The 15967-nt window shown below is 64.6% G+C and carries 15 protein-coding genes; 5 read left to right on the top strand and 10 right to left on the bottom strand.

What is annotated here, in order from left to right; all coding sequences use genetic code 11:
• The first annotated feature begins 245 nt into the window (after positions 1-245).
• Positions 246-2198 (top strand): M13 family metallopeptidase, encoded by a 1953-nt coding sequence (locus M1D32_RS09720; RefSeq protein WP_458781991.1) that lies wholly within the window; start codon positions 246-248, stop codon positions 2196-2198.
• A gap of 82 nt (positions 2199-2280) precedes the next feature.
• Here M1D32_RS09720 and M1D32_RS09715 read toward each other — a convergent pair whose 3' ends face one another.
• The 5 genes from M1D32_RS09715 to M1D32_RS09695 all read right to left on the bottom strand — a co-directional run bounded on the left by M1D32_RS09715 (position 2281) and on the right by M1D32_RS09695 (position 7774).
• A complete protein-coding gene (locus tag M1D32_RS09715) occupies positions 2281-3729 on the bottom strand; it encodes an LCP family protein (RefSeq protein WP_458782154.1) in 1449 nt (482 codons plus the stop codon).
• A 215-nt stretch (positions 3730-3944) separates the two neighbouring features.
• Entirely contained in the window at positions 3945-4904 is a 960-nt protein-coding gene (era, locus tag M1D32_RS09710) for a GTPase Era (RefSeq protein ID WP_458781990.1), read from the bottom strand.
• The gene (locus M1D32_RS09705; protein WP_458781989.1) at positions 4888-6219 is read right to left on the bottom strand and encodes a hemolysin family protein; all 1332 of its coding nucleotides are present in this window, start codon (positions 6217-6219) and stop codon (positions 4888-4890) included. Before M1D32_RS09705 ends, era begins: the two co-directional genes overlap by 17 nt.
• Positions 6216-6689: an rRNA maturation RNase YbeY gene (gene ybeY / locus M1D32_RS09700; protein WP_458781988.1), complete on the bottom strand. Its 474-nt coding sequence runs from the start codon at positions 6687-6689 to the stop codon at positions 6216-6218. The genes M1D32_RS09705 and ybeY overlap by 4 nt, the downstream gene beginning before the upstream one ends.
• Entirely contained in the window at positions 6686-7774 is a 1089-nt protein-coding gene (locus M1D32_RS09695) for a PhoH family protein (protein WP_458781987.1), read from the bottom strand. Before M1D32_RS09695 ends, ybeY begins: the two co-directional genes overlap by 4 nt.
• Before the next feature lie 359 nt (positions 7775-8133).
• Here M1D32_RS09695 and M1D32_RS09690 point away from each other — a divergent pair, with 359 nt between their 5' ends.
• Positions 8134-9093 (top strand): GerMN domain-containing protein, encoded by a 960-nt coding sequence (locus M1D32_RS09690; protein WP_458781986.1) that lies wholly within the window; start codon positions 8134-8136, stop codon positions 9091-9093.
• A gap of 14 nt (positions 9094-9107) precedes the next feature.
• On the opposite strand, the gene M1D32_RS09685 is transcribed toward M1D32_RS09690, so the two are convergent.
• The 3 genes from M1D32_RS09685 to hrcA form a co-directional block, all read right to left on the bottom strand.
• Positions 9108-9890 (bottom strand): 16S rRNA (uracil(1498)-N(3))-methyltransferase, encoded by a 783-nt coding sequence (locus M1D32_RS09685; protein ID WP_458781985.1) that lies wholly within the window; start codon positions 9888-9890, stop codon positions 9108-9110.
• Between the two features lie 2 nt (positions 9891-9892).
• Positions 9893-11020, bottom strand: a complete 1128-nt coding sequence (gene dnaJ / locus M1D32_RS09680; RefSeq protein WP_458781984.1) for a molecular chaperone DnaJ — start codon at positions 11018-11020, stop codon at positions 9893-9895.
• A 79-nt stretch (positions 11021-11099) separates the two neighbouring features.
• Positions 11100-12113: a heat-inducible transcriptional repressor HrcA gene (hrcA, locus tag M1D32_RS09675; RefSeq protein WP_458781983.1), complete on the bottom strand. Its 1014-nt coding sequence runs from the start codon at positions 12111-12113 to the stop codon at positions 11100-11102.
• Positions 12114-12291: 178 nt separating this feature from the next.
• Between hrcA and M1D32_RS09670 the strand changes: the two genes are divergently transcribed.
• The 3 genes from M1D32_RS09670 (at position 12292) to M1D32_RS09660 (ending at position 14284) form a co-directional block, all read left to right on the top strand.
• A complete protein-coding gene (locus M1D32_RS09670) occupies positions 12292-13146 on the top strand; it encodes a DUF3097 domain-containing protein (RefSeq protein WP_458781982.1) in 855 nt (284 codons plus the stop codon).
• A gap of 150 nt (positions 13147-13296) precedes the next feature.
• Positions 13297-13716, top strand: coding sequence for a DUF4870 domain-containing protein (locus M1D32_RS09665; protein ID WP_458781981.1), 420 nt, complete (start codon positions 13297-13299; stop codon positions 13714-13716).
• Positions 13717-13771: 55 nt separating this feature from the next.
• Complete coding sequence (locus M1D32_RS09660; protein ID WP_458781980.1) at positions 13772-14284, top strand: 2'-5' RNA ligase family protein; 513 nt, start codon at positions 13772-13774, stop codon at positions 14282-14284.
• Here the strand turns inward: M1D32_RS09660 and M1D32_RS09655 are convergent.
• Positions 14281-14670, bottom strand: coding sequence for a hypothetical protein (locus M1D32_RS09655; RefSeq protein WP_458781979.1), 390 nt, complete (start codon positions 14668-14670; stop codon positions 14281-14283). The two genes, M1D32_RS09660 and M1D32_RS09655, sit on opposite strands and share 4 nt — an antisense overlap.
• 66 nt (positions 14671-14736) lie before the next feature.
• On the bottom strand, positions 14737-15966 hold the full coding sequence (gene hemW / locus M1D32_RS09650; RefSeq protein ID WP_458781978.1) for a radical SAM family heme chaperone HemW: 1230 nt from the start codon (positions 15964-15966) through the stop codon (positions 14737-14739).
• Between the last annotated feature and the right edge of the window lies 1 nt (position 15967).

Below are 15967 nucleotides of genomic sequence, written 5' to 3'. Positions count from 1 at the left end.
TCGGGGCCTTTTCTGTGATTCTTCTTTGAAAGGGTGGCCGGGCAACACAAACTCCGCAGCGAGGGTGGGCCTTGCGCTAGATCGCGTCTGAGGCCTCGCCGCGGCAGCTAAGAAGAAGAAGCTCTGCACGCACCATTTGAGAGTAACACGGGTGCGTAAGATGAAAGGGCACTACCGTCCGTTACGTCCACCATGCAGACGCCGACCGGTATTCCGCCGGCCGCGGTCAGCAAAAAGGAGCTTCAGTGCCCATTTCGGGGATCGACCTGTCCACCTTTGATAACGCCGTCCGGCCGCAGGATGACCTCTACCAGCACGTGAACGGTGCGTGGCTGAAGGCTACCGAAATCCCCGATGACCGGCCCCTGGAAGGCACCTTCACTGCCCTGCGGGACGGGTCCGAGATTGCTGTCCGGGACATCATCGAGGAAGCAGCGGCGAAGGGCCGGGCCGCCAGCGGCATCGAACAGAAGGTCGGGGACCTCTACAACAGCTTCATGGACGAAGCTGCCGTTGAAGCCAAAGGCATGGAACCCATCCGCCAGCGGCTCGCCGAGGTGTTCGCCACCACCTCCGTGGCAGACCTGGTCTCCCTGGCGGGCCGGTTGTTCCGCGCCGATGTGGGTGGCCTGTTCTACATCTACCCGGCCCCGGACGCGGGTAATCCCGAGAGGGTCCTCCTGTACGTGGGCCAGGGCGGTCTCGGACTCCCTGACGAGTCGTACTACCGGGAAGAGAAGTTCGCCCCGATGGTCACCGCCTATGGTGCGCACGTGAAGACGATGCTTGGCCTGGCCGGCGTTCCGGACGCGGACGGTGCAGCTGAGCGTGTGGTTGCGCTTGAGAGGAAGCTGGCATCCCATCACTGGGACAAGGTCACCCTTCGGGACCCGCAAAAGACGTACAACCTGAAGTCCGCGGACGAGGCGTCCGCTTTGTTCCCGCAGCTCACCACCTGGTTTGATGCGGCGGGCATTGATGAGGAAAAGCGGCAGGAGATTGTGGTGAGTACCCCGCCGTTCTTCGACGGCGCCGCCGGCCTTCTCGAGTCCGAGCCGCTGGCGCATTGGCAGGAGTGGCTGGCCATGCGGGTTATCAGTGCCGCAGCCCCCTACCTGTCCTCGGCATTCGTTGATGCCAACTTCGCCTTTTACGGAACCACCATCAGCGGCACCCCGCGCAACAAGGACCGCTGGAAGCGCGGCGTGGGCGTGGTGGAAGGCGGCCTCGGCGAGGCCGTAGGACAGATCTATGTGGCGCGGCACTTTCCGGAAACGCACAAAGCCCGCATGCAGACGCTCGTCGCCAACCTGATTGAGGCCTACCGCCGAAGCATCACCGCCGTCGGCTGGATGGGCGAGGACACCAAGGCCGAAGCGCTGCGGAAGCTGGAGGGGTTCCGGGCGAAGATCGGCTATCCGGAAGAGTGGATTGACTACTCAGCCGTGGAGATTGATCCAGCGGATCTGCTGGGCAACGTGGAACGGGCACACAACGCAGACGTGGACCGGCACCTTGATGAGGTGGGTAAGCCGGTGGACCGCAACAAGTGGCTGATGACCCCGCAGACAGTCAACGCCTACTACCACCCGATGATGAACGAGATCGTTTTCCCGGCCGCCATCCTGCAGCCGCCGTTCTTCACCGCCGACGCGGACGACGCCGTGAACTACGGTGGGATCGGCGCCGTGATCGGGCACGAGATCGGCCACGGCTTCGACGACCAGGGCTCACAGTTCGACGGCGGCGGGGCGCTGCGGAACTGGTGGACGGATGAGGACCGTCAGGCCTTCGAAAAGCTCACGGCCAAGCTGGTGGCGCAGTACGATGCGCTTTCCCCGTACGCGGCGCCCGGCCATAACGTCAATGGACGCCTCACCCTCGGCGAAAACATCGGCGACCTCGCCGGGCTGGCCATCGCCTACAAGGCCTACCTGATCAGCCTCGATGGAAAGGAGCCGGAGGTCCTGGACGGCCTCACCGGGCAGCAGCGCTTCTTCGCATCCTGGGCAGCAGGCTGGCGGCAGGTGATCCGGAGCGAAGAAGCCATCCGCAGGCTGGCAACTGACCCGCACTCGCCCAACGAGTTCCGGACCAATGCCATCGCGAAAAACCTCGACGCCTTCCACGACGCCTATGAGGTCACCGACCAGGACGGCATGTGGATGCCTCCGGAGGAACGCGTCAGTATCTGGTAGCAGACACAAACGGGGCCCGCTCGGCGGGCCCCGTTTTTTGTGCCTTCGGCCGCGGGCTGGATCGGCCCTGGCCGGACCCTGCCTAACCCTCGACGATGAGCATGGGGTTGGCCTGCTGGCAGCGGGTGTCCCCGGCCGTCTGGTTGACGATGTCCTCAGGCAGAGCAGCCGCCGCCCCGTACGTGGTACCCGAAGTGAAATCGGTGCCGAGGTGGACCTGGACCCCGGACACTGCAGGAGCCGGCAGCACCTGCCCCGCAGGGACCCCCAACAGCGCAGCAACGTCAGCAGCCACATCCGCGTAGCCGGTGCCGTAGTAGACAACGGACTGTTCCACAACGGTTGCCTCGAATTGTCCGGTCTGGGTGAATCCGCCGCCGATCAGTGCCTGCACTATTTCCTGCGCGCGCCCCGGCACGCCGCTGCCGTTGGCTACGGTGACCGGCTGGAGCGCCTTGTCGTAGGCCGGGGCGGGAGGAGCCGTCTCACTGGGCGCCGCACTGGGCGGAGCCGTGGTCTCCGTAGGCTTGGGCGGCGCTGTGGGGTCGGTCAGGTCAATATCCTGCCGCAGGGCGGCGAACAGCTGGGACCCTTCGGGCTCGGCGATCTGCAGCCGGTTCGGATCCAGAAGGGCAGGCGTGGTGGGAACGGAAACGAACGCCACCTTGCTGATGTCGATGTCCTTGAGCCGATTGCCGATAGTGAGCAGGCTGGGCACCGAGGCCAGTCCTTCATCCACCGTCAGGTTCTGCGTGACGACGTCGGCGATCTTCAGCATCTTGCCGGGATCGCTCAGTGTGCCTTCATCCTTGATCTTCCGGGTGAGCGAGGACAGGAACCCCTGTTGGGCCTTGATACGGCCAAGGTCGCCTCCGTCGGCAAACGCGTGGCGGGTGCGCAGGAAGGCGAGGGCCATTTCACCTTGAACGGCGGAGGTGCCTTTCGGGAGCCGGAGCCGGGAATCGGGATCAAAGACGGCGTCGCTGATGCAGACGTCCACGCCGCCCACTGCGTTCGACAGTTCCTTCACTGCGTTGAAATCCGCCATCATGAAGTGGTCCACTTCCAGGCCCGTGAGCCGGTTGACCGTGTCCACGGCGCAACCAATGCCGGCCTCGTTCATGGCTTCGTTGATCATGACACCGCTGCGCGCGGGAAAAGTCTGCTTCGTTTCCTCGTCCCTGCATTCGGGGATGTCAACCAGCAGGTCGCGCGGAAAACTGATGACGCTGACCCGCTTGTTGTCCTCGGAGATGTCCATCAGCATCATGACGTCGGACTTGCCATAGCCCTTGGAATCATCCGCAGTCCCGTACTCGGCATTCTTGCCCTCGCGGGTGTCCGAGCCCAGGATCAGGATCTGCATACGCCCGCTCGCATCACTCACCGACTCGGCACCTCCGCCCCCGGCGTTCAGCGGGGCCTTGGAGATGTTGTTCTGCAGGCGGAGGAACCAGAATCCTGCGAAAGCCAAGGCCCCGACGAGGGCCACCGACAGCACGCCTGTGGTGATCTTGAGCCACAGCGGCATCCCGCGCACGGAACCAAGGTGGCGGGCGGCTCCAACGGTGCCTTCATCCGCGTGCCGCGACACTGGTCCCCCTGCTGATACGTCAGCTCCATTTTCGCGCTTGTCGCGGCCTCGCCCCACGTGATGGACCTTCCTCTAGATTCTGAATCCGGTCCATTTTAGTGGTCCAGGCTGGGAAATTCCCGGTCGGCCCCACGGCCGCACTTATTAAAGCGTCAGAAGCCCAACTTTACGAGCTGTTTTGGGTCCCGCTGCCAATCCTTGGCCACTTTCACGTGCAGGTCGAGGTAGACACGCGTGCCCAGGAGCGCCTCGATCCCCTTCCGTGCGTTGGTGCCCACTTCGCGCAGGCGGCTGCCGCCCTTGCCGATGATGATGGCCTTCTGGGACGGGCGCTCGACGTAGAGGTTCACGCGCACGTCCAGCAGGGGGTTGTCGTCGGGACGGTCCTCGCGGGGCACGATTTCTTCAACCACCACTGCCAGGGAGTGCGGCAGCTCGTCGCGGACGCCTTCCAGTGCCGCTTCACGGATCAGCTCCGCGACCATCACGGCTTCAGGCTCGTCGGTCAGCTCACCGTCCGGGTACAGCGGGGGCGACGGCGGCATGTGGCTGATCAGGACGTCGGCGACGGTTTCCACCTGGAAGCCGTCGCTGGCGGATACCGGAACAATGTCCTTCCAGCCTTCCTCCCCGAGCACTTCCCGCCCGAGCGCGGCGACGGCAAGGAGCTGCTCAGTCAGGGCCTGCCGGTCCACGAGGTCCGCTTTGGTGACAATGGCGATCACGGGCTGGCGGCCAACAGCTGCGAGCTGGGCAGCGATGTACTTGTCGCCGGGACCGATCTTTTCGTTGGCAGGCAGGCAGAACCCGATCGCGTCCACCTCTGCGAGGGTGTCCGCAACAAGGTCGTTCAGGCGCTTTCCCAGGAGGGTGCGGGGACGGTGAAGGCCTGGTGTATCCACGAGGATCAACTGAGCGTCCTCGCGGTGGACGATGCCGCGGATGGTGTGCCGGGTGGTCTGCGGCTTGGCAGAGGTGATGGCCACCTTCTTGCCCACCAAAGCGTTTGTCAGAGTGGACTTGCCCGCGTTGGGGCGGCCCACAAGAACTGAAAATCCTGCCCGGAAGCCGCCGAAATCTTCGTCATTTGCGGCCTTATTTTTCTTGCTCACGTGGAACTCCCTGCTGGGTTGCTTCCGCCTCCTGGAGGAGGTCTTCAAGGTCAGTGTCTACTTTTGGAACCTGCGCCGCAATGATGTGGCTGACCCGGTTCCGGCGGCCTTCAAGCCTTTCGGCGCGCAGCGACACACCGTCAACTTCGACGCTGCTGCCGACAATGGGCACACGGCCCAGCGCCTTGGCGAGCAGGCCTCCCACTGTGTCCACTTCGTCGTCGTCGAGCTCGATGTCAAAAAGCTCGCCGAGGTCATCGATGCTCATCCGGGCGCTCACGCGGTACGAGCCGTCGCCCAGTTCTACGGCCTCGGCGCTTTCGGTATCGTATTCGTCGACGATTTCGCCCACGATCTCCTCGATGAGGTCCTCAAGGGTGACGAGTCCGGCGGTACCGCCGTATTCGTCGATCACGATGGCAACATGGGTGGATTCCTTCTGCAACTCGCGCAGCAGGTCGCTGACCTGCTTGGATTCGGGAACGTACCGCACCTCCCGGACCAGCGAATCCACCAGGGGCGGCTCCTCGTCCGGTGCCAGTTCGTGCAGGACGGCGGCCACGTCCTTCAGGTAGATAATGCCCAAAATGTGGTCCGTGTCTTCGCCAATCACGGGGATCCTTGAATACCCGGAGCGCAGGAAGAGCGACATGGCACGGCGGAGGCTGGAGCCCGCCTCGATGCTGAGGATGTCCGTCCGCGGCACCATAACGGCACGGACCAAAGTGTCGCCGAAATCGAAGACCGACTGGATCATCTCAGCCTCGGTGTCCTCGATCATGTCTGACTCGCTGGCACGTTCCACCAGCTCACGGAACTCCTGCTCACTGAAAAACGCCTCGTCGCCAATCGGCGCGCCGGGTGCAGCAGCGCTTCCCAGGGCGACGAGCCATCCCGGAATGGGTCCCAGTACCCACGTGAGGAACCGGATCATGGGCGCCGTGAGGCGCACGACGGCGGCCGAATGGAGCCGTCCAAGCTGGCGGGGAGAGACCCCCACGATGACGAATCCCAGGAGGGCCATGATGCCGGTCGCAGCAAGCCCCGCCAGCCAGATGTTGTCCAGCAGGCTGTACAGCAGGACCGCGACGGCAACCGCGGAGGCCATCTCAAACCAGATGCGCCAGAACCGCAGTGCACGGATATGGGCCACGGGCTGGGCCAGGATCCGGCGCATGGCCGTGCCGCGGCTCTTGACGAGCGCTTCCTCGGCGTCGTGCCGCGGAAGGAAATTGAAGGCGGCCTCGGCCGCGGTCAGTACTGCCGCGAAGCCCAGGAAAGCCAAGGCCATTGCGACGAGGAGCAGAGGGGTCACTGGGTGGTCTCGGCGGGCGCTTCTTTGCCGGTGAAGCCGGACAGGAGCTCCCGCTGAAGGCCGAACATCTCGGCCTTCTCCTCAGGCTCGGCGTGGTCGTAGCCCAGCAGGTGCAAAATACCGTGCGTAGTCAGGAGCAGCATCTCGTCCTGCAGCGAGTGGCCGGCGTTCCGGGCCTGGACCGTGGCAACCTGCGGGCACACCGCAATATCCCCCAGCATGCCCTGGGGCGTCGGCCGGTCAGGCGTGCCAGGGGTCAGCTCGTCCATGGGCACGGACAGCACGTCAGTGGAGCCGGGCTCGTCCATCAGTTCGATGTGAAGCTTCTCCATTGCGGGCTCGTCCACAAGGAGGATGGACAGTTCGGCCTGCGGATGGATGTAAAGCTGCTCAAAGACGTACCTGGACAGGGCAACGAGTTCGGACTCGTCCACCTGGACGCCGGACTCGTTGTTCACCTCGATGCTCACGCGTGTTCCCCCCGTTTTTCCCGGCTTGCCGAATGCTTGACCCGGCTGCGCTGGGTGTCGTCCCAGATGCTGTAGGCATTGACGATATCGCCCACCAGGCGGTGCCGCACCACGTCAGCTGCGTCCAGGACGGAGAAGTTCACGCCATCGATGCCCTGCAGGATCTCTTCCACGATCCTCAGTCCGGACCGCGTGCCGAAGGGCAGGTCCACCTGGGTGACATCGCCTGTGACCACCATTTTGGAACCGAAGCCAAGCCTGGTGAGGAACATCTTCATCTGCTCGGGCGTGGTGTTCTGCGCCTCATCGAGGATGATGAAGGCGTCGTTGAGCGTGCGGCCGCGCATATAGGCCAGCGGCGCCACCTCAATGGTCCCCGCTGCCATCAGCCGCGGAATGGACTCCGGGTCCATCATGTCGTGCAGGGCATCGTACAGCGGACGGAGGTAGGGGTCGATCTTGTCGCTCAACGTGCCGGGAAGGAAACCCAGCCGCTCCCCCGCCTCGACGGCCGGGCGGGTCAGGATAATCCGGCTGACCTCTTTTTGCTGCAGGGCCTGCACCGCTTTGGCCATGGCCAGATAGGTCTTGCCGGTGCCGGCTGGCCCAATTCCGAAGATCACCGTGTTCGCGTCGATCGCATCAACGTAATTCTTCTGGTTCAGCGTTTTGGGACGGATGGTCTTCCCACGGCTGGACAGGATGTCATGGGTGAGCACATCCACGGGATTCTGCATCGACTGCGAGCGGAGGAGCGCCACAAGCTGCTGCAATACAGCCGGGCTGATGACCGTGCCGCGGGCCACGAGCCCGCGCACTTCGTGGAGGAGCCGCATGATCCGTGGCACATCAGCCGCCGGGCCGCTGATGGAAAGCTCATTGCCGCGAACGTGGAAGTTCACGTCGGGGAACTGTTCCTCGATGAACCGCAACGCTTCATCATGGCTGCCCAGCGATTGAACCATCTGGTCCGAGTTGTCGAAAAGGACTACTTCGGTCCGGACGCCAGGGAGTGAATGGGGAAACTCCCCCGCTGCGCCCTCGCCTGTCACGAGCCTGCGCTTTCCGTTAGCTGATTCAGTCATGGTGCTGGCCCGCAGGCCTGTGATCCCCTCGATGTCGAAACAATTGCTGTTGGCTGATCTGCGGCGGCTGGTGCCGTTGCTTCCAGCGGTACCTTCCATCCTACGCCAGCAGGCACACCAGACCCCATACTGCAATACGCCGCCCGTACCTGTCCGTCGGGGCAGATGGCACTGTTCCCGTTATTAGGTATCAACTTCATATCGGGCTCATATCGTTCCAGTTGCAGTTGGACCGCTCAGCGCATCCCGGCGCTTTTGCTCCCCGGGGCTGTGCAATGCTGGAAATCCAGCCTGCTGCTGGAGCAGCAAGGCCGACCGGGGATCGGCCTACCCGACCAGGAAAGGACAGAGCAATCAAGGTGCCGGAAACCGCAGCGCCCCGCCGCGCCCGAGGAGCCCTTAGCGGCGCCCGTTCCGCGGTCCTTGCCGGTCTCCTGCTCGCAGTTCCTGTCCTGGCGGGCTGCATCGCCGAACCGGGACCGTCCCCCACCGGCGCACTCTCTTCCAGCCCCGCTGGCCCCGGCACTACATCCGGCGCCCCCTCCACGAGTGCTCCCCTGGAGACCACCCAGTCGTCCAATAAGGCGCCCGTCTACTGGATCGGGCGCAGCAACAGCGATGTCTTCCTTTACCGGGAATTCCGGGACGTCCCGGAGCAGGAGAATCCGGTCACACGGGCCCTGCGCGCCATGATGTCCGAAAAGCCGCTGGATCCGGACTTCTTCACGCCATGGCAGAACCCCAAGCAGCTGGCCACCTCGATTTCCGGCAAGGACATCATCACGGTGGATGTGTCAGAGGATGCCTTCAACAGCAATCTTGACGCCGACATGGCCACCCGGGCCATCCAGCAGCTTGTCTACACGGCTACCGCCGCGGCTGCCAGCTCAGGACTGATTGACTCCGGCCAGCAGATCCGCGTCAGGATCCTCGTGGACGGACACACGGACTACGTTGCGTTCAACCATGTGCAGCTGGGGTCCCTCATGGCCCGCACAGTCGGGCTGGTGGCCCCCGTATGGATCATCGACCCGCAGGAAGACGTGGAAGTGGCCGACGGCAGCGTCAAAATCACCGGGCGAAGCACCCTGCCGGGCGGAAAGCTCCGCTGGCAAATCCTGCGGGCCGGGGACAACGGCGACAAGACACCTTTCCTGACCGGAGAAACAACGGCGGCTGCAGATCCCGCGCAGGCCGGGGTATTCACCTTGGCCCTGACCCTGCCCGAGGGTGACTTCGAACTACGGGTGGCCCAAACCTCCAACTCAGACGGCCAAGTGGACGGCACCGAGGACACGCGGAGCTTCAAGGTCCGCTAGATCCCCCGGGCAGCTCAGACTGCCGGTGCTGCCCAGCGGCCCAGGACGTCGCTGGCAAGAACGACGGCGGCAGGGCCGGCCGTTGAAGAGCGCAGCACGTGGTGTCCCAACAGGGCTGTTACGGCACCCTGGCCACACAGCCTTGTCACTTCACGCTGGCTGATCCCTCCTTCGGGTCCCACGATCAGGAGCACTTCCCGCACCCCGTCAGTGGCCCCGGTTGGAAGCCAGGATTCCAGGACGGACCGGAAGGGCCGCACGGCGTTCTCGTGCAGGATTACGGCGAGGTCGGCCGCCTCCACTGCCGCGGCGAGGGCGGCGGTGTCGACGGCGGCACGCACTTCAGGGATCCAGGCACGGCGGGCCTGCTTGGCGGCGGCGGTAACAACGGACTGCCATTTTGCGTGGGCCTTGGCAGCCCGGTCACCTTTCCAGCGGACGATGGACCGCTCCGACTGCCACGGAATTACGGCATCGATGCCTAGTTCGGTGGCCGTCTCGATGGCCAGCTCGTCCCGGTCACCCTTGGCCAGGGCCTGGACCAGCACCAGCCTCGTGTGCGGACGCTCCTCAGTCACCATGGACGTGCATTCCACTTCGAGCCCGGAGGAGGAAGCGGCAGTGACCTTGCCGGTCATGCGGGTACCGGCGCCGTCAACAATATCCACGGCCTCGCCCGGAGCGAGCCGCTTGACCGTCACCGCATGCCGCGCCTCCGGTCCTTCCAGGACGAAAATCCCTTCCGGCGTCATCCGGTCCAGGGACCCGGCCGCAGTGAAAAAGACGGGGTTGCTCACCGCTACAGGTTACCGAGCCGGTCCCGGAGCTTGGCGAACATGCCGCCGCTGGCAGCAAGCTTGCCGTCCGTAATTTGCTCGCCGCGAAGCTTGGCGAGCTGGCGCAGCAGGTCCTCCTGCGCTGCGTCGAGTTTTGCAGGCGTCTCGACCTGGAGATGAACCTTCAGGTCACCGCGGCCGTAACCACGCAGGTGGGTCACACCGAGGCCGCGCAGGGTGATGATCTCTCCGGACTGGGTGCCGGCCTTCACGTCAATGTCCTGCGGCCCGTCGAAGGTTTCGAGGGTCACGTCGGTTCCCAGGGCGGCTGCCGTCATGGGAATATTCAGCGTGGCGTGGAGGTCGTCGCCCTCGCGGACGTAGGTGGCGTCGTTGTTGACGCGGATTTCCACATAGAGATCACCCGCGGGGCCGCCCGCGGGACCGGCCTCGCCCTGGCCGGACAGCTGGATGCGCGTGCCGGTGGCAACGCCGGCGGGGACCTTGATGGTCAGGGACCGGCGGCTGCGGATCCGCCCCTGCCCGCTGCACTCGTTGCAGGGGTCCTTGATGACAGTTCCGAAGCCTTCGCAGGTGCCGCACGGGGCCGCCGTCATGACCTGGCCGAGGATGGAACGGACGGCCCGCTGGACCTGGCCGCTGCCACCACAGATGTCGCAGCGCTCCGGATGGGTTCCGGGACGGCAGCACGAACCCTCGCAGGTGGGGCAGACCACTGCCGTGTCCACTTCGAGCTTCTTGTTGACCCCGAACACCGCATCCCGGAGTTCGATCCGGACGCTGATGAGCGCGTCCTGTCCACGCCTCACCCGTGATGCGGGGCCGGTGGTGCCTCCTGCGCCGAAGAAGGTATCGAAGATGTCCTGGAAAGCGAAGCCCTGGCCGGCGTACGCTCCCCCGCCGAATCCGTTGTCGGTGCCGTTCTCGTTGCCGGTGGTGTCGTAGACCCGCCGCTTTTGGGGATCCGAGAGAACTTCGTAGGCGTGGGTCACTGCCTTGAAGCGGTCCGCAACATCCTCACCGGGATTGACGTCCGGGTGAAGGGTCCGGGCCAGCTTGCGGTAGGCCTTCTTGATCTCTTCTCCGGTGGCATCCGGTGAGACTCCAAGGACTTCGTAGTGGCTGCTCAAAGTTCGTATCTCTTCCTTGTTGTTCTGCCTGCAGTCGTACTGCCTACACTGCTGTGCGCTCTTGGGCGCCGTTGTGGGGTCAGGGACCCAAAATCCGGGACAGGTAACGGGCCACGGCCCTGACGGCTGCCATGGTGGTGGGATAGTCCATCCTGGTGGGGCCCAGCACGCCAATCTTGGCGACGCTGTCCGGGCCATAGCCGGTGGCCACGACAGATGCCTCCGCAAGGCCGTCGTAGGGGTTTTCGCGGCCAATGCTGACGGCTACTCCGCGGTGGTCCTGCGCCATCTCGCTCAGCAGGCGCAGCATCACCACCTGTTCCTCGAGCGCCTCCAGCACCGGTCCGATGCTGAGCGGGAAGTCAACGTTCGAACGGGCCAGGTTGGCCGTGCCGGCCATCACCATACGGTCTTCGCGGCTGCTGTGGCCCAGGCCTTCCAGCCCGTGAGCCAGCGCCTGGGCTGCCTGCCGCTGTCCATGGGCGACGCCGGCCACCACCGCGGTCAGCGACTGTCCCAGCTGAGCCAATGGAGTCCCGGCGAGGGATCCGAGGAACCTGGCGCGCAACCCGGCGAGAGCTTCATCCCCCAGATCCTGCCCGACGTCGATGACGCGTTGTTCCACCTTGCCGCTGTTGGCGATCAGCACCACCAACACCTTCCGCGGTGCCAGGAGAACGAATTCAATGTGGCGGACCAGTGCGCGGTTGAGGTGCGGATACTGGACAACCGCCACCTGGTTTGTCAACTGGGACAACAGCCGGACGGTACGTTCCAGGACGTCGTCGAGGTCATCCGAGCCTTCAAGCAGGGACTGGATGGCCCGCCGCTCCGCCTGGGACAAGGGCTTGACCGCGGAGATCTGGTCGACGAAAAGCCGGTAGCCCTTGTCCGTGGGGATGCGGCCTGCGCTGGTGTGGGGCGCGGTAATCAGCCCTTCGTCCTCAAGCGCGGCCATGTCATTGCGAATGGTGGCGCTGGAGACGCCAAGATGGTGCCGCTCCACCAGGGCCTTGGACCCGACGGGCTCGCGGGAGTGGACGTAGTCCTCCACGATGGCCCGCAGTACTTCCAGTTTGCGTGGCTCGCTCACTCTCCACCTCCATCCAGGGTTCAGGGCAGCCGTTCCGCCCGCACCGTGACGCTGCAGCGGTTAGCACTCGACATGCCCAAGTGCTAACAGTCTATTATGACTCACCCCGTTGTTAGCATTGGTACCGCTCCGGGTGAAATTCCCCCGGCCGTGATCTAGCGCGAGGCGGAGTGAGTTGATGCATTACCAGAACTGGGGAGCCCAGGACCTATCCGCCCCCGCCAAGGCTCAATTACCGGAAGTGCCCGTGGAGCGGGGCATGGTGCTCGAAGATGTGCAATCCGGCTGGGTTGGCGCCGTGACCCGGGTGGAAAAATCGGGCGGAATGCATGTAGTCGCCCTGGAGGACCGCCGCGGCAAGTCGCGCTCGTTCCGGTTGGGCTTCGGGTTCCTCCTGGAGGGACAGGCGATCCGCCTGATGCCGCCTGCTCCGCGGCCGGCTGCCGGGTCGGGCACAGCCGCCGGCAGGACGGCGTCTGGCTCCGTCCGCGTTGCCGGCCAGAGGGCGCAGGTTGCCAAAGCGAGCCGCATCTGGGTGGAAGGAAAACACGACGCCGAACTCGTGGAGAAGGTGTGGGGAGATGACCTCCGGGTGGAAGGCATCGTCGTCGAACCCCTGCACGGCATTGATGACCTCGCGGCGGCTGTGGCCGACTTCAAACCGGGGCCCGGCAGGCGCCTGGGCGTGCTCGTGGACCACCTGGTGCCCGATTCGAAAGAGTCCCGCATTGCCGATGCCGTGATGGCCTCTCCCGGCGCCGCGGGGAATGTGCTGATCGTTGGACACCCCTACGTTGACGTCTGGCAGGCCATCCGCCCGGCCGTGCTGGGGATCGAGAAGTGGCCCGTAGTGCCGCGCGGGCAGGACTGGAAAACAGGCATCCTCGCAGCCTTCGGGTGGCCCCACGAAACCAAAGAGGACATCGGCCTGGGGTGGCAAAAGCTGCTGGGCGCCGTCCGCAGTTACGCGGACCTGGAAGCGTCGCTGCTGGGAAGGGTGGAGGAAGTCATCGATTTCCTTACGGTCCCCTGAACCACAGGCGCGCTGCCCGGTGCGCCCGGTGGCGGACTGGCAGCACCGCTGCACCCAGTATTCTTGGTACTGCGGTAACTGCGGATCGCAGCACCGGCACTAGACATGGCATTCTTAGTCAGCACCATTGCACTTTCGAAGGAACAGACTGTGGCAGAAAACGCACGTGAGCACAGGGACAGCCAGGGCGGCCAGGGCCGTTCGGAGTACCACGGCGTGCCAGCGAATGCGCTGCCCCTGACCGCCAGTGAAGACCGGCAGTGGGCCACCCTCGCCCACTTTGGCGGCATCCTGGGTTGCGTTCCTTCACTGCTGATCTACCTGATCTTCCGGGATCGGGGGCCGTTTACCGCCCAGGAGTCCAAGGAGGCGCTGAACTTCAGCCTGCCACCCACCATCGCCGCAGTGGTAGCTAACATCCTGGTTTTTGTGCCGGTGGTGGGCAACATCTTTGCGGTCATTGCAACACTGATCTGGATCGCCCTTACCTGCTTCTCGGTAGCCGCCGGGATCCACGTCAACAAGGGCCAGCCGCACCGTTACCCGTACAACCTGCGCTGGATCAAATAGCGCAGTCACCCTCCAAAACCTGAACCCACAGGCAGGCGTACTGCATGATGGGTGCATGCGCAGCGTCGAGTTGACCTTTGGGGAATCCACCGATTCTTTGATCAGGATGGACTGGGCCCGCCTCCTCGAAGCGGGCCTGCCCAGCCTGGCCACGCATACCTCTCCGAGCAACAGGCCACACATCACCCTCGCCGCAGGCAACTCCTTGGCCCTCGGGGCCGATGCGCAGGATCTGTGGGGCGGGCTGCCGATCGTCATCCGGTTTTCCGGTCTGGTGCTCTTTCCCGCCGGTTCCGGGAGCTGCGTGCTGGCACGCCTGGTGGTGCCGGCGGAAGGATTGCTGCAACTTCACGCGCGGCTCCATCAGCAGTGCGCGGGGGCATTCGCCAATACCCTCCCGGATTCGTGGACACCCCACGTCACTCTGGCGCGCCGGATTCCGGGGCACCTGCTCGGAACTGCCATCGCGGCCCTGGATGTGCGGACGGAAGGAGAATGCACCGCAGCCCGCCTCTGGGACAGCCCCACCAGGACCACCACATCCCTTGCCGGCCCGCCGGAGGACTAAGCGTTCGTACTGTCCCGACTGAGGGCGCCCCGTACCTCAGGAAAGGAGCCATCAGGGTTGAAGCCCAGAAGGACGTGGGTTTTGCGAAGCCAGCGTCCGAAGATGATGCTGGACCCGGCATAGAGCACGAGGGCGGCGACAACTATGAGGAGGGCCGTGGCTGATGCAGCCTTGTACGCGTCGTAGCTTGGGTGCCCTGCCGCAATGTCTCCCCGCAGCAGCGGGTAGAGCAGCCCCGTGAGGTAGAGGGATCCGGCCAACAGTGGCCCGCCGAGGGCCAGTCCTATGCAGGCACCCACACGTTTACGGGTTTTTGCGTATCGGCCGAACTGCCTCTCCCATTCCTCCCGGTCCGGTACGAGCAGAACCGCTTTCGTGCTATCCATGTCCTCCCCAGACTCTTGGTGCTGACCACATCATAGGCCCAGGCAAAGCGCGGTGGGGGCGACTAATCAGGCCGGGAGTACGCGGCGGACCACAGCATCCGCCAGCAGCCTGCCTTTGAGGGTAAGGACGAGCCGTCCCCGGAAGGCTTCGGCCGGCTCCACCAGGCCATCCGCAATCAGGCCTGCGACCTCGCGCCGGCCGTCATGCCCAAGGGATGACACTTCAAGGCCGGACTGCAGGCGCGCTTCGAGCATCACGCGTTCCATGTTCCGGGTTTCCAGGTCCAAGGTCTCCCTGCCGGCAGCGGGCGACAGGCCCTGCGCCAAACGGCCGGCATAGGCGGTGGGGTGTTTGACGTTCCACCAGCGGACCCCGCCCACATGTGAATGCGCCCCGGGCCCGATTCCCCACCAGTCGTCGCCGCGCCAGTAGGCGAGGTTGTGGCGGCAGGCCTGCTCCGGCGTGCGGGCCCAGTTGCTGACCTCGTACCAGCCGAGGCCGGCTTCGGTGATCAGCTGGTCGGCGAGTTCATACTTGTCGGCATGGTCGTCGTCGTCGATCCCGGGGACTTCCCCACGGCGGATCTGAGCGGCGAGCTTGGTACCATCCTCCACGATCAGCGCGTAGGCGCTGATGTGGTCGGGCTCGTAGGACAAGGCCGTCTCCAGCGAGTATCGCCAGTCAGCGAGGGACTCCCCCGGTGTTCCGTAAATCAGGTCGAGGCTGACGGCCAGGCCGGCCTCGCGTGCCCACTGCACCACCTGCGGGACCCGGCTGGGCGTATGCGTGCGGTCAAGTACCTTGAGCACATGCGGAACGGCGGACTGCATGCCGAAGGAAATCCGGGTGAATCCTGCGTCCTTCAGGACAGCGAGCGATTCGGGCGTAACCGAATCGGGGTTCGCCTCCGTGGTGACTTCAGCGCCATCTTCGATACCCCACTGGTCGATGGCACGGCGGAGAATCAGGGCAAGATCGTCCGCGGGCAGCAGGGTGGGTGTACCCCCGCCGAAAAACACGGTGCTCAGCCTGCGCGGGGGAAGGCCGGATTCAGTGAGGACTTTGGCCGCCATCGAGACCTCTGACGCAGCCGTGCCGGCATAGGCATCCTGTGAAGCGCCACCGCCGAGCTCGGTGGCGGTGTAGGTGTTGAAATCACAGTAGCCGCAGCGCACCGCACAGAACGGGATGTGAACGTACAGGCCAAAGGCCCGGTCCGCAGAACCGTCCACTGCCTGGGCGGGCAGCAGACCGTCCGACGGCGCCGGGTCGCCGAGGGGAAGGGTGCTAGGCATT

This window comes from Arthrobacter sp. D3-16 (assembly GCF_054408515.1).
The sequence above is the reverse complement of the archived record's forward strand: the minus strand, read 5'-3'. Positions and strand labels throughout refer to the sequence as shown.